The following is a 12,692-nucleotide window of genomic DNA, read 5'->3' as shown; positions in this document are numbered from 1 at the left end:
GAGTGGTTTCGGATATTATATCGCCCGTTATAACGTGCTCGTTCTTCACGGGCAAGACCTGGCAAACTGCCAACGAGTTCCCGTGCGCCTACCCATCAAACTATTTCTGGCTTGCCTTCTGTCCATGGCCGTTTCGGCTGGTGGACTGTTGTGGTGGGCGGAGCAGCCGATCACCCTGCGCAGTTCGCCGCTCGATTTCCGTATTGCCGCTGGCAGCAGCTTGCGCTCGGCCATCACGCAGATGCGTGAAGCGGGTATTGAGATCAATCCGACACTGCTCGGTTGGCTGGCCCGTGCCCATCGTGCCGATACCGCCATCAAGGCCGGCAGCTATGCCGTAAAGGAAGGCACCACGCCGCATCAATTGCTCGACAAGTTGCTCAAGGGCAAAGTGACGCAGGGCGATCTGACTTTGGTCGAGGGCTGGACCTTCCGCCAGTGGCGCGCCCGTCTCGACCGGCATCCCGACCTGCGGCACGACACACAGGGCCTCAGCGAGGCGCAGATCATCGAACGTCTCGGCTTGACAGCACCAAGCCTGGAAGGCCTGCTGTATCCCGACACCTATCTCTTCGACAAGCAATCCAGCGATCTGGATCTGCTCGCCCGGGCCAATCGGGCCATGCAGCGCAAGCTTGAGGCGGAATGGGCACAACGTTCCGGAGGTTTGCCTTATAAATCGCCGGGAGAGGCGTTGATCATGGCTTCCATCATCGAAAAGGAAACCGGACGTGAAGCCGACCGGGAGTTGGTTGCCGCGGTTTTTGTCAATCGTCTGCGCAAGGGCATGTTGTTGCAGACCGATCCAACCGTGATCTACGGCCTGGGGGAAAGCTTCGATGGCAACCTGCGCAAACGGGATCTGCAAACCGACACCCCGTACAATACCTACACGCGCCCCGGTCTCCCGCCAACGCCGATCGCCATGCCCGGCCAGGCCTCCTTGCGGGCTGCCTTGAACCCGGCGGCGAGCGATGTACTCTATTTTGTGGCGCGGGGCGATGGCAGCAGCGTTTTTTCGCGGACGCTCGACGAACACAATCAGGCAGTCAATAAATTTCAGAGAGGTGGGAAGTGAAAGGAAAATTCATCACTTTCGAGGGTATCGACGGTGCCGGCAAGAGCAGTCATGTCGAATGGCTGGCTGAAACATTGCGCCAGAGCGGCCGCGTCGTCCATGTCACCCGGGAACCCGGGGGGACAGAATTGGGCGAAAAGCTGCGCGAATTGCTGCTCAACGAACCGATGCATCTGGAAACAGAAACCTTGCTGATGTTCGCGGCGCGCCGGGAACATCTCGCCCGGTTGATCGAACCAGCCTTGGCGCGGGGCGAATGGGTGGTCTGCGACCGCTTCAGCGACGCGACTTACGCCTACCAGGGCGGGGGGCGCGGCCTCGATCGCGCCAAATTCCTCACGCTTGAACATTGGGTGCACGCCCACCTGCAGCCCGACCTGACCCTGCTTTTCGACCTGCCGCTTGACGTGGCACGCGAGCGCATTGTTTTGGCCAACCGCAGCCTTGACCGCTTCGAGCAGGAGCGGGTCGATTTTCACGAGCGGGTGCGCCTGGCCTACCTGGAGCGGGCGCATGCCAGCCCGGCAAGGTTCCGTGTCATCGACGCCAATCAATCCATCGACAATATTCGTAAACAACTTGAACAAACAGTCTCAAGTATTTGTTCATGAACGTAATTGAGCTTCATTCACGAATCTGGCTGTCGCTTCAGGAGCGCCGCCAGCGCTTGCCGCATGCCTTGTTGCTGGTTGGGCAAAAAGGACTGGGCAAGTTCGACCTGGCTCGGCGTTTTGCAGCCAGCCTGCTGTGCGAATCGCCCCGACCGGATGGCTTGGCATGCGGATCCTGTCTGGCCTGCAACTGGTTCGAGCAGGGCAACCACCCAGATTTCCGCCTGTTGCAACCGGATGCGTTGGGCGATGAGGCCGAGATCGACGAGGGCAAGAGGAAGCCGAGCCAGCAAATCACCATCGACCAGGTACGCAGCCTCGACGAGTTCTTCAACGTCGGCACCCATCGGGGTGGCTTGCGCATCGTGCTCGTCAATCCGACGGAGGCAATGAACCGGAGCACGGCGAATTCGCTTCTTAAGACACTTGAAGAACCGGCGCCAGGTACCTTGTTTTTAATGGTTTCGAGCGAGCCAATGCGCTTACTGCCGACTATTCGCAGTCGCTGCCAGGTGGTGCCGGTCCCGGTGCCTCCGAGCAAGCTGGCGGCGCGCATTTTGGCTGATGAGGGGCTTGAGCAGGCCGAGCGCTGGCTCGCCCTGGCCGGCGGTGCCCCAGGTCTGGCCTTGGGATTGGCAGAATCCGGCCAAAGCGCCTGGCTCGACTTGCTGGCCAGGAGACTGGCGGCCGGCCGCACGACAGACCCGCTCGCGACGGCAGCGGAACTCGAAAAGGCGGTGAAAGACAGCAAGGGCAAGCTGCAGTTGAAACAGGTTGTCGAAGCGCTACAGAAGTGGCTGGTCGACTTGACCCTGTCCCGGAATGGTTTGCCCGCACGTTATTTTCTGCAGCAGCAAGCCACAATTTCAGGGCTGGCTGATATGATTCCGCCTGCACGCCTGATACAGTCGTACCGTGTAGCGATCAACCGCCGCCAGGAGGCGGAGCAACCCCTCAATGCCCGGCTTTTCCTGGAAGGCCTGTTTCTGGACTATCGAGCCCTGTTCGCCAATTGATCAACGATGAGTGAAGCAAAACCCGCTCCCCAGCGCCCGAGCGTTCTCTCGCTGAACATCAATTCCAAGTCGGCTCTCTACGCGGCCTTCATGCCGCACCTGAAATCCGGCGGCATCTTCATCCCGACGACGCGTGGCTACAAGATTGGCGACGAGGTTTTCATGCTGCTTTCCCTGATGGAAGACCCGGCGAAGCTGCCGATTGCCGGGACGGTCGTCTGGGTGACGCCGGCGGGTGCGCAGAATGGCCGGGCACAAGGCATCGGCGTGCATTTCAACAATGATGAAAGCGGCCAGGAAGCGCGCCGCAAGATCGAAGGCCTGCTCGGCGGCGTGATGCAGTCGGCCCGCCCCACGCACACTCTCTGATCGGCGGCATGCTGGTCGATTCCCACTGCCACCTCGATTTTCCCGATCTCGCCGGCCGTTTGCCGGAGGTTTTGCAGCGCATGCGGGAAAACCAGGTCGACCTGGCTGTCTGCATTGGTGTCAATCTCGAAGACTATCCGCGTGTCCTCGCCTTGGCCGAGGCACAGGAAAACCTCTATGCGACGGTGGGAGTGCATCCGGAATATACGGATATCGAGGAGCCGACCGAGGAAAGACTGGTCGCCCTGGCCAGCCACCCCAAGGTCATTGCCATCGGTGAAACCGGTCTCGACTACTACTGGCAGAAGGACAAGCCGGAATGGCAGCGCGAGCGTTTCCGTACGCACATCCGTGCTGCCCGGGCCAGTGGCAAGCCGCTGGTCGTCCATACGCGCGAATCGGCTATCGATACGCTGCGCCTCCTGAAGGAGGAGGGCGCCGATACCGTCGGCGGCGTGATGCACTGCTTCACAGAAAACTGGGAGATCGCGCGCCAGGCGCTCGATCTCGGCTTCTATCTGTCGTTTTCCGGCATCGTTACCTTTAAGAACGCCACCATCGTCAAGGAGGTGGCGCAAAAATGCCCGCTTGACCGGATGCTGGTCGAAACTGATGCGCCATACCTGGCTCCGGTGCCTTATCGCGGCAAGCCGAACGAACCGGCTTACGTGCGCTATGTCGCCGAAGAGATCGCTCGCCTGCGTTTGTTGAGTTTCGAGGAGGTTGCCTGGGCGACTACCGAGAATTTCAGCCGTCTGTTCAAAATTTCCAACATTCGCTGTTCATCATGAAGAAAAAACTGCTGGGTACGCTGCTGGTTCTCGCCTTCTCGACTGTTGTCGGTGCTGCCACCTACGATGATCTGATCAGCAGCGCGAAGATGGGTGACACGGCTGCGATTTCCGAACTGGTGCGTAAGGGCGCTTCGGTCGACACCACCGATATCGACGGCAACACCCTGATGATGCTGGCGGCGCGGGATGGGCATGCCGAACTGGTCAGCTTCCTGATCAGTCAGCGTGCCAAGCTCAATGCACGCAACTCGGCCGGCGATACCGCACTGCGCCTGGCCGCCTTTCGCGGCCACCTGCCGGTTGTCGAACTGCTGATCAAGGCGGGAGCAACGGTCAACATGAGCGGCTGGACCCCCTTGTCTTATGCGGCATTCAGCGGACATCTGGAGATTGCAAAGCGCCTCGTCGAGGCGGGAGCGGATGTCAATTCGCCGAGCGAGAACGGCACGACGGCACTGATCGCAGCGGCGCGCGGCGGTCATGCCGATGTCGTTAAACTTCTTCTTTCCAGAAAGGCTGATCCCAACCTCAAGCTGGATACTGGGGAGACCGCGCTGGATATCGCGTTGAAGAACGGCAATACCGATATCGCTGCTCTTTTGCGTCAGGCTGGCGGCCATTCCGGACGCAGTGTGACCATCGAGGTCCGTTGATCGGCAATTGAATGGCCGGTGGCCCTGCAACCGGCCAATGGGCAAGTGGACTGCCGCGTCAACGGACAATCGCCGTGATGATATCTACATCACGCTCCTGCATTGGCTTGTTGCTGCCGGGCTGTTTTTTTTCATTCCCATTCCGGTTGGGCGACCGGTTGCTTCCGTTGCGGCGTTCATTTTTCTGCACAACCTGCTTGAGCGCTTTGTCGGATGTGGCAGCTGCCGGTTTTTGCCGGCGATATTCCGCATCGGCCAGACTGGTGCGGGCATTTTCCTGAACAACCTCAGATGCAAGGCGCGGCGCCGGGACAGAAGCATTGATTGTCGCGCTGTTGTTGGCGAGTGGGGGGGCGGGCAGTTCACTCCCGGCGACGGGAATCTCCTTTTTGGCATCTACGCCATCCGTCCCCGAATTTTTGCCAGGTGCCGTCGATCGTAGCGACGGCACCACTTCGGCGGCTTCTTTCCTGACCGGACGGTCAGTTGCGAACCAGTAGACCGATCCCAAAACAAGCAAGAGTACCCCCATCCATGTCGTGGCCTTGGGAGTCATCAAGGGTTGTTTGTGAAGTTTTGCGTACTGCGGATCCAGATCTTGCAAGATGCTCATTGCGGTCTTTCTGATGTTCTATCGGGCTATGCATTGATGCTGATCGCTGATCGATATTGGATTTCAGCGAGAATCGCCGCAAGACTACGATAAGTTCATAAAAAAATCCATTTGCATTAAAATAGGACGGATGACTAATGACGCCTGCATTCGTGGCTATTCGGCTGGCGGATTCAGGCCTGTACCGTGAGATTGATGCGTGGTTCCGGCTGTAGTGTTGGCTTATTTTCTGATTGTTGTGACCGGTGTGGCGGTGCTTGTTTTTCCTGCCTGTCGCGATCGACTTTTCGCCGCCCTGGCTGCTTTCCTGAACGCTGGAAAGTGGCCGTTCTTGCGCGCCGGCTGCTGGTTTTTCGCGAGTTCACGACGCCTGAATCTTTCACTCAAACAATCGGCTGGTGAGGGGAAACTATTTATTTCAAGCAATCCCGCCCTCGTGTTTGGCGCATTCCTCGTACTCGTTACACCGGCGTCGCTCGCGCTGCTCATCAAAAAACCGGCGGTCTTTGATTTTGCGGATGAGTTGAGTGTTGCTGACCGGCAGATCGCCATCCTGCTGGAAGGCGAGCAACTGGCGCCACCTTTGCCGTTGCCGCCAGAAGCATTCACGACGCGTGAGGTCGAAATGGTTCGACCGGATGCTGCTCAAGCCAGTCGCAACTGGCAGCTGCTTGATCCCGAATTCATGCAGCGCCTGCTGGTTGTCTTCCGGCTGATGAAGGAACGGCATGGCTACGAGATGGTGTTGATCGAGGGATATCGCAGCCCGGAGAGGCAGGCCAGCCTGTTTGAACTGGGCGCGCACGTCACCCAGGCGGCGGCAAACATGAGCTATCACCAGCACGGACTGGCAGCGGACTCAGCCTTTTTCCGGGATGGCAAGGTAGTCATCTCCGAGCGCGACCCCTGGGCCATGCGGGGCTACCAGCTCTATGGCGAGATCGCCGCACAGGTCGGGCTAACTTGGGGGGGCAACTGGAAAATGCAGGACTACGGTCACGTCGAGTTGCGCCGCGCCGGCGTACTGGGCCGGGGAATACAAAGCACAGGGAGTCGTGGATGAGCAGACCGTTTATTTTGCTGGGCGACAAGACTGATCATGGCGGGGTGGTCATCTCGGCCTCGGAGACCAGCGACTGCAACGGCAAGGGTGTAGCCCGTGTCGGTGACAAGGTGACCTGCCCGAAGCAAGGACATGGGCGGGTGACGACCATCGTGACGGGTGATCCGAGCATGTTGATCGACGGTCGCCCGGCAGCCCGTCATGGTGACAAGACAGCCTGTGGTGCAACCTTGATCGCCAGCCAGTCGCTGACCACGGACTAGGTGTTAGAGACGAAATGTGGCCAAACGGATTGAAGCTGCTCGGCGGCTGCCTGCTCACCTTTGGGCTGGTTTGGGGCCTGGTTCTCGGCTGGTGGCAGTCGAACGACCATGCGCCGAGCCAACTGGATCTGGGCTTGTACCTGGTGGCATTGCCGCTGGCACTGGTTGGCGGATTCCTGCTGCTGCGTGGCTTCATCGACCATTTGAAGAAACCGCCGGAAGCATTGCCGAGGCCAGAATCCGGCCTGCGCGATGAGGATCCGCTGGCTCTGGCCACAGCCAAAACAGCGGCGGCCGAGCGGGCTTTTACGCTTGGTTTGATCGATGCGTTCATCGTGACGGCTGGTGGCGATACGGTCGACGATACGCTGGCGGCGTTGGCCGATGGCAAACGCCCGGAACCGAGCACGCGCCTGACCAACGACAGTGGCTATCCCGTCTTTGTGGCAGAGGTACCCGACCTCGATGTCGACACGCTGATCGACACCTTGATCGAAGAATCTGCCGCCCCACGCGCCTTTGTTGAGCGGGGGGAGGTGATGCGCGCCTTGGCCCTGGCGGAGCGAGTTCTGGAGGCGAGTATCGAACGGTTGCGTGATCTGCTCGAACAGATGGAAGAAAAAGCCAGCCTGCGTGTCGACTGGCTCGTGCCTGCCGCCTGGATGGAACTTGATCTCGCCCCGCTGAAGACATGGTTGCAAGGTTGCCTAGCCACCAGGCTGCCGGAGGAAAGCTTGACGATCACCCTGCGGTCGGCCACACACGAACTCGATGCCCTGCTGGCGCTCGATGAGCTTATCTTGCGAGCCAATCGTGATGCCCCCCCTTCCGAAATACGCCTTCTGCTTGGTGCATCCTCGGCGGTCGACGAGCAGACGGTGGCCCGCTGGGAGTCGGAGAACCGCCTCTTTTCGGCACACCAGCAACAGCGACAGATCCCGGGCGAAGGTGCGGTTGCGCTCATTCTTGCCAGACAGGAGTTGATCGCGCTACTGGATCTGGTCGATGGTGTGTGTGTCACCCGCCTCAACGCCGCACGGCGTGACAAGCCGGTCGACGCGGGCGGGCGAATTGGCGGCAAGCTTATCGAGCAGTTGGTCACCGGTTTGCTTGACCTGACGGGGGTTGAGCCGGCCGCAATCAAAGCGGTCCTGCTCGACACCGATCATCGCCCCCGTCATCTGACCGAGGCGCTGGAAGGGCTTGGCCCGCATGGCGAGCATCTCGACCCGATCCAGGACTGCCTGGCACTCGGCACACTGGTTGGCACGCTATCGCCCATCGGCAGCCTGGCAGCGCTGGCCTGCGCCCGGGGCAAGGTCCTGGCCAGTGAGGCACCCGTCCTGTGCATCAGCAACCAGCACCCGCTCGAGCGGGGCGCACTTCTCGTCCTGCCTTTTGCCCCCAACCCCGACACCCAATCCAGCAGCACTTGAGCAAAGTCCAATCACGATGTACCAACTTCGCAACTTCCTGACTGACTCCCGCTTCCTTTCCTTCATCGGCATCGCAGCCATATCCACATTTTTCTTCCTGGGAGCGAAGACACTCAAGGTCGCCATGCTCTGGGCGGTAATTGCCAGCGCGGTCATCCTCGCCGTCTGGGGGGGCGTATGGCTTTATCGCCGGAAAAAGTCGCGGCAGGCGAGCGAAGCCATCGGCTCAATGCTTGAACAGCAGGCCGACAAGGCGAGCAAGCGAGTGAGCGGGGCGGCCGCGGCTGAAATCCAGGCGCTTCGACAACGCATGCTGGAAGCCGTGAAAACGATCAAAACCTCCAAACTTGGTCAGATGTCGGGGGCGGAAGCGCTCTATGAACTCCCCTGGTACATGACGATTGGCAATCCGGCAGCCGGCAAGAGCACGGCTGTGGTCAACTCCGGCCTCAAGTTTCCGTTCGACGACGGGGGTGATGCCGTCATCAAGGGAATTGGCGGGACGCGAAATTGCGACTGGTTCTTCACCACCGAGGGCATTCTGCTCGACACGGCCGGGCGTTACTCGGTGCATGAGGAAGACCGTGAGGAATGGCTGGGATTTCTCGGTCTGCTCAAAAAGAACCGGCCACGGGCGCCGATCAACGGCATCATCGTGACGGTCAGCATCGGGGAATTGATGGGCAATTCGCCCAGTTTTGCCATCAACCTGGCGAAGAGCCTGCGCCAGCGGGTGCAGGAATTGACCGAAAAGCTCGAGGTATTCGCACCGGTTTATGTGCTCTTCACCAAGGCAGACCTGATCCCCGGTTTCCACGAATTTTTTGTCGATCTCGACTGGAATGAGCGGGACCGCGTGTGGGGGGCGACCATACCCTACGCACAGGCTAGCGGCAATGAACTGATAGCGCTGTTCGACAAGCATTTCGACGAGTTGTATGAAGGCCTCCGCGCCATGAGTGTGGCCCAGATGTCGCGCCAGCAGGGCGAGAACACGCCGCCCGGGTTGCTGACCTTCCCCTCCGAGTTCGCGTCGATCAAGCCGGCCCTCAAGGCGTTCATTGCGACCCTGTTCGAGGACAACCCCTTCCAGTTCAAGCCGGTTTTCCGCGGCTTCTACATCACCTCGGCAATCCAGGGCAATGATATCCAGCCGGTGACGAATGACCGCATCCTGCGCAAGTTCTCGTTGCAGGGCGGTAGCTCTGGTCAGGTCCGTGCGGCGCTCAGCCATGGCTATTTCCTGAAGGAGCTGTTCTCCAAGGTGATCTTCCCGGACCGCAACCTGGTTCGTCAGCACACCACCCGGGCCAAGGCACGCCTGCGCCAGTTTGCGGTGCTCGGTGCGCTGTGCTGCCTTGGTCTGGCTCTCGGCGGCTGGAATTGGTCCTATGTGAACAACCGTAGCCTGCTGGCCAATGTCGAACAGGATCTGGTCAAGGCTGTCCGGATTCAGGAGGGCAGGATCGACCTGCAGTCGCGTCTCGAAGCCCTGGAAATCATTCAGGACCGGCTGGCCCAGCTCGAACAGTTCAACCACGAACATCCGTTGTCCATCGGCCTTGGCCTCTATCAGGGAGAACGGATGGCCGAGCGCCTGCGCCACGAATATTTCGCTGGTGTCAGCAATCTGATGCTGCAACCGGTCAAGGAAAATCTCGAAGCCTTCTTGAATGAGGTCAATGCGCACGGCGACCGGCTCAAGCCGCAAGCGGCCACGACGGCCAAGGCGAGTGGCAGCAGACAGTACAAGGATGCCTCGCCGGCTGATGTTGAGGACAGTTACAACGCACTGAAGACCTATCTGATGCTGTCCAGCCGCGAGCATGTCGATGTCGGACATCTGTCCGACCAAGTCACCCGCTTCTGGCGCGGCTGGCTGGAAGCCAATCGCGGCACCATGAGCCGGGAGCAGATGATCCGCTCGGCTGGCCGTATCCTGACCTTCCACCTCGAACACGCCAATGACCCGGCCTGGCCGCTGATCGCCAATAACTTGGTGCTGGTCGACGATGTGCGCGACAAACTGCGCCAGGTGGTGCGCGGCATGCCTGCGGCTGAGCGGGTCTATGCCGAAATCAAGGCCCGTGCCTCGACCCGCTTTACGCCTGTGAGCGTAGCCACCATCGTCGGGCAGGACAATGCGGCGCTGGTGGCCGGGAGCCATGTCGTGTCGGGTGCCTTTACTGTCGAGGCCTGGCGGGATTACGTGCAGAATGCCATCAAGGACGCAGCCACCAACGAGCAGAGCAACACTGACTGGGTGCTGCAGACCTCGACCAAGGATGATCTGACGCTTGAAGGCAGCCCGGAACAGATCCAGAAATCCCTGGTTGCCATGTACAAGCGTGATTACGCGGAGGAGTGGCGGCAATTCGTGCAGGGGGTCAGCGTCGCTTCCTTCGAAACCTTCCCCGAAGCCGTTGCCGCGATGGATCGCTTGGGCGATCCGCAAATGTCGCCGATTGGCACCGTGATCAAGGTGGTATTCGACCAGACAGCCTGGGACAACCCGGCGATGGCCAATCTCGGCCTGGAACGGGTGCAAAAGGGCTTCATCGAGTGGTTCAAGCGCTCGGTGCTGCAGATGGCGCCGAGCCGGGTGCAAGTCGATGTCAATGTTTCCGGCAAACAGCACGAAATCCCGATGGGGCCGATCGGCAAGGAATTCGCCGGTTTTGGCCGCCTGGTCATGCCGCGCGACAAGGCCGATCCGCTGGTCGATACCTATCTCAAACAACTGTCGAAGGTGCGTACCCGCTTGAACCAGTTGAAGAACCACGGCGATCCCGGGCCAGGCTCGCTCAAGCTGATGCGTGAGACGATCGACGGCAATGGCTCCGAACTGGCCGAAACCTTGCGCTTCGTCGACGAGCAAATGCTGACCGGCCTGCCGGATAACCAGCGCGCTGTGCTGCGCCCGCTTCTGGTCAGGCCCCTGCTGCAGTCCTATGCGTCAATCATCCGACCGGCTTCGGAGGAGCTGAACAAGACCTGGGAAGCCCAGGTTTATGAGCCGTTCAACCGCAAGCTGGCAATCAAGTACCCCTTTGCCGCCAAGTCGAATATCGAGGCATCGCCGACCGAAATCGGCCAGATGTTTGGCCCGGAAGGCGCCATTTCCAAGTATGTCGAAAGTGCGATGGGGCCGCTGGTCGTCCGGCGTGGCAACACCATCACGCCGCGCACCTGGGGCGATCTGGGTATTACATTGCAGGCAGAATTCATGAATGATTTTGCCCGCTGGGTTTCGCCGCTCGAAGGTGGTGCGGCCGGTGCGGCGGGCGGCAACGCGGGGAGTGGCAGTGAGGCACAAACCGCCTTCATGTTACGCCCCCAGGCTTCGCCGGGCACTACCGGCTACGTGATCGAAATCGATGGTCAGAAATTGAATTACCGCAACGGCGTCGCGCAATGGGCCAATTTCGTCTGGCCAAATCCATCCGGAGCGCCGGGCGCCAAAATTGTCGCCACCACTTTCGAGGGCAAGGTCGTCGAGGTGGTCAATGTTCCCGGACGTTTTGGCCTGGAAAAGATGATCAACGCAGCGAAGCGTACCCGCCTGCCCGACGGAGCCTTTCATTTGACCTGGTTGACCGATGGAGTCGAAGTCGGCATCGATCTAAAGATTGTTAGCAGCCCAGATGTTCAGGCGAGCACTGGCAGCGAGGGACAGCGTGGTCTGGCCGGCATTGTCCTGCCGCGTGCGGTGGCCTCCGGCAAGGCCGGCAGGGCACCAGAGCAGGGGGCTGAAGCCAGTCCGGCCACCGCTTCCGAGACGGCTTCGGCCAGCCAGGGAGGGAAGGGCGCATGAGCAAGCTCATCTCATCTCCGGCGACTTGTTTTGGCAAGATTCCGTCGCGCGGCGACTTCATCAAGGGAAATAGCCAGCACCAGCTGATCGGTGTGCTTGACCGCTGGGTGTCGCAAGGCATGGAACGCCTGTCGGAAGACCCGCGCTGGAAGATGGCCTACGACACCGCTTGTAGCGTCGATTTCGTCTTCGTCGGGGCACGCAGCCGCCTGTCGGTCGCCGGCCACTTGCGGCCCAGCCTGGATTCATCGGGACGCCGCTTCCCTTTGATCGTTGCCGCTACCATCGAGCGCGACGATGCGCTGATGTTCCGTTGCGCCCCTGCCGGATTGGCGCATTGCTTCGGTGTGCTGGCCGGCATTGCCGAATCCGGCACCAGCGGGGCCGAAGTGGCGGAAATCATGGCGGATCTGGATACCGTGGATTGCGCAGCCGATTTCGAGGCCGCAATGGGTAGTGATCCCCTGGGCAATTTCGTGCGGCGCAGCAGTCTCGATTCGCTGGCATCGCTGATCGGTGCTCACAGCACCGACGCCGTCAGGCGCATCATTCTGGCTATCGGTTTGCTGATGCGCCCGGCACTGGGTCAGGGGCACATCGCTATCGACAAGGAGATCGTGCTGCCGTTGCCGGCCGATGAACGGAATCGCAATCTGGTCGCCGCATTCTGGCTCTATCTGCTGACCGCCTTCCTGCGCCGGACGCTGGTCGAACTGCAACTGATCGTCGAGCGACGTGACCAGCAACCCCGCCTGATCATCGGCTTCAACGGCTCCTCACCGGCAACGCTGGTCGCAACCTTGTCGCCGGACAGCGCAGCTGATCGGCTCATTCCCCTGATCGACCCGGAATGGGTCGAGGATCAATCGGCGCTGATCGATGACTACGGTGTAGCGAAGTTGTCGTCGTACTTGGCCCAGCCGCATATCTCCCTGGAACAGGCGATCAGCACGTTCCGTGAAGTATTTTTAGGCGAATGAAC

General features: G+C 60.2%; 12 protein-coding genes. 11 read left to right on the top strand and 1 reads right to left on the bottom strand.

Annotated elements, in window-relative coordinates; genetic code table 11:
• Positions 1–124: 124 nt before the first annotated feature.
• Genes mltG through K420_RS19045 form a run of 6 tightly spaced genes read left to right on the top strand, consistent with a single transcriptional unit; the run spans position 125 to position 4,521 of the window.
• The gene (gene mltG / locus K420_RS0113460; RefSeq protein WP_035854824.1) at positions 125–1,078 is read left to right on the top strand and encodes an endolytic transglycosylase MltG; all 954 of its coding nucleotides are present in this window, start codon (positions 125–127) and stop codon (positions 1,076–1,078) included.
• Positions 1,075–1,689 (top strand): dTMP kinase, encoded by a 615-nt coding sequence (gene tmk / locus K420_RS0113455; RefSeq protein ID WP_027458520.1) that lies wholly within the window; start codon positions 1,075–1,077, stop codon positions 1,687–1,689. The genes mltG and tmk overlap by 4 nt, the downstream gene beginning before the upstream one ends.
• A complete protein-coding gene (gene holB, locus K420_RS0113450) occupies positions 1,686–2,705 on the top strand; it encodes a DNA polymerase III subunit delta' (protein WP_051453140.1) in 1,020 nt (339 codons plus the stop codon). Before tmk ends, holB begins: the two co-directional genes overlap by 4 nt.
• A gap of 6 nt (positions 2,706–2,711) precedes the next feature.
• Entirely contained in the window at positions 2,712–3,074 is a 363-nt protein-coding gene (locus tag K420_RS0113445; protein WP_027458518.1) for a PilZ domain-containing protein, read from the top strand.
• Between the two features lie 8 nt (positions 3,075–3,082).
• Positions 3,083–3,865 carry a TatD family hydrolase gene (locus tag K420_RS0113440; protein ID WP_027458517.1) on the top strand — a complete coding sequence of 261 codons (783 nt, stop codon included), beginning with the start codon at positions 3,083–3,085 and terminating at the stop codon, positions 3,863–3,865.
• Positions 3,862–4,521, top strand: coding sequence for an ankyrin repeat domain-containing protein (locus K420_RS19045; protein WP_051453139.1), 660 nt, complete (start codon positions 3,862–3,864; stop codon positions 4,519–4,521). The genes K420_RS0113440 and K420_RS19045 overlap by 4 nt, the downstream gene beginning before the upstream one ends.
• A gap of 58 nt (positions 4,522–4,579) precedes the next feature.
• Here the strand turns inward: K420_RS19045 and K420_RS20550 are convergent, their stop codons facing one another.
• Positions 4,580–5,134: a hypothetical protein gene (locus tag K420_RS20550; protein WP_157275100.1), complete on the bottom strand. Its 555-nt coding sequence runs from the start codon at positions 5,132–5,134 to the stop codon at positions 4,580–4,582.
• A 214-nt stretch (positions 5,135–5,348) separates the two neighbouring features.
• Between K420_RS20550 and K420_RS0113425 the strand changes: the two genes are divergently transcribed.
• Genes K420_RS0113425 through tagF form a run of 5 tightly spaced genes read left to right on the top strand, consistent with a single transcriptional unit; the run spans position 5,349 to position 12,690 of the window.
• Entirely contained in the window at positions 5,349–6,197 is an 849-nt protein-coding gene (locus K420_RS0113425) for a M15 family metallopeptidase (RefSeq protein WP_232422837.1), read from the top strand.
• Positions 6,194–6,460 (top strand): PAAR domain-containing protein, encoded by a 267-nt coding sequence (locus K420_RS0113420; RefSeq protein ID WP_027458514.1) that lies wholly within the window; start codon positions 6,194–6,196, stop codon positions 6,458–6,460. The genes K420_RS0113425 and K420_RS0113420 overlap by 4 nt, the downstream gene beginning before the upstream one ends.
• A 29-nt stretch (positions 6,461–6,489) precedes the next feature.
• Positions 6,490–7,896: a hypothetical protein gene (locus tag K420_RS0113415; protein ID WP_027458513.1), complete on the top strand. Its 1,407-nt coding sequence runs from the start codon at positions 6,490–6,492 to the stop codon at positions 7,894–7,896.
• A 16-nt stretch (positions 7,897–7,912) separates the two neighbouring features.
• Positions 7,913–11,710, top strand: coding sequence for a type VI secretion system membrane subunit TssM (tssM, locus tag K420_RS19040; RefSeq protein WP_051453138.1), 3,798 nt, complete (start codon positions 7,913–7,915; stop codon positions 11,708–11,710).
• On the top strand, positions 11,707–12,690 hold the full coding sequence (gene tagF, locus K420_RS0113405) for a type VI secretion system-associated protein TagF (RefSeq protein WP_027458512.1): 984 nt from the start codon (positions 11,707–11,709) through the stop codon (positions 12,688–12,690). Before tssM ends, tagF begins: the two co-directional genes overlap by 4 nt.
• Positions 12,691–12,692: the final 2 nt, after the last annotated feature.

Origin of the sequence: Dechloromonas agitata is5 (assembly GCF_000519045.1) — a bacterium.
Classification (GTDB): domain Bacteria; phylum Pseudomonadota; class Gammaproteobacteria; order Burkholderiales; family Rhodocyclaceae; genus Azonexus; species Azonexus agitatus.
This window is presented reverse-complemented; position numbering and strand designations above follow the sequence as displayed.

Coding starts and splice junctions, on each gene's coding strand:
- mltG (WP_035854824.1), top strand. CDS start 125: ATGGCCGTTTCGGCTGGTGGACTGTTGTGGTGGGCGGAGCAGCCGATC.
- holB (WP_051453140.1), top strand. CDS start 1,686: ATGAACGTAATTGAGCTTCATTCACGAATCTGGCTGTCGCTTCAGGAG.
- K420_RS0113445 (WP_027458518.1), top strand. CDS start 2,712: ATGAGTGAAGCAAAACCCGCTCCCCAGCGCCCGAGCGTTCTCTCGCTG.
- K420_RS0113440 (WP_027458517.1), top strand. CDS start 3,083: ATGCTGGTCGATTCCCACTGCCACCTCGATTTTCCCGATCTCGCCGGC.
- K420_RS19045 (WP_051453139.1), top strand. CDS start 3,862: ATGAAGAAAAAACTGCTGGGTACGCTGCTGGTTCTCGCCTTCTCGACT.
- K420_RS20550 (WP_157275100.1), bottom strand. CDS start 5,134: ATGAGCATCTTGCAAGATCTGGATCCGCAGTACGCAAAACTTCACAAA.
- K420_RS0113420 (WP_027458514.1), top strand. CDS start 6,194: ATGAGCAGACCGTTTATTTTGCTGGGCGACAAGACTGATCATGGCGGG.
- tssM (WP_051453138.1), top strand. CDS start 7,913: ATGTACCAACTTCGCAACTTCCTGACTGACTCCCGCTTCCTTTCCTTC.
- tagF (WP_027458512.1), top strand. CDS start 11,707: ATGAGCAAGCTCATCTCATCTCCGGCGACTTGTTTTGGCAAGATTCCG.